The following is a 740-nucleotide window of genomic DNA, read 5'->3' as shown; positions in this document are numbered from 1 at the left end:
GTGGGTGAGGGCAGTGATGTCACGCCGGTACTCAGTGGTCGTAGTAATGAAGTGGGCGGCACTGTCACCGTGACAGTCACCGACAGCAATGGGGCAGAGCAAACACTCACCGCCACCGTAAATAGCAGTGGTGATTGGAGCGTTGAAGTACCGACAGCCCTAGCCGAAGGCAGCTACACGGTTGCCGTGACCATCAGTGATGATGCAGGCAACACCAGCAACGTTACCGCCACAGGCAATATCGATACCACCAACCCCGTTGTTACTGTAAATGACAATGGCTTAGGTAATGACAGTACACCGGTTATTTCAGGGACTTCAACCGAGCCTGCTGGCACGGTCGTGAACCTCAGCATTGTGGATAGCAATGGTGATTCACACAGCTTGACCGCGACAGTCTTAGCTGATGGGTCATGGCAAGCTACATCAAGCAGCTTGCCAGATGGTGCGTACACTGTAACTGCCACTATAACTGATGCTGCGGGCAATGTTGGCACAGACACAGGCACCGGCAGCATTGATACCTTACCGCCTAGCTTAGCAATTGATAGCTTGGGAACGGTGAATGATACCACCCCGACCATTAGCGGTACGTCTAACGAGCCTGCGGGCAGTGTGGTGAACTTAAGTGTCTCTGATGGCACCAACACCTACACCTTCACCGCGACAGTATTAGCGGATGGCACTTGGAGCGCCGATGTCCCTAGCCCACTGGATAATGGCACCTTCACGATTGATGC

The 740-nt window shown here is 53.6% G+C and carries 1 protein-coding gene; it reads left to right on the top strand.

The genetic code is table 11. From position 1 onward, the window contains the following. Nucleotides 1-740 (top strand): Ig-like domain-containing protein (locus LPA49_RS22235; RefSeq protein WP_230237779.1); only part of this gene is annotated, 740 nt, incomplete at both ends.

It is taken from the genome of Pseudoalteromonas sp. MB41 (assembly GCF_020966275.1).
GTDB lineage: Bacteria > Pseudomonadota > Gammaproteobacteria > Enterobacterales > Alteromonadaceae > Pseudoalteromonas > Pseudoalteromonas lipolytica.
Note: the sequence above shows the minus strand (reverse complement) of the source record. Positions and strands in the feature narration are given on the sequence as shown.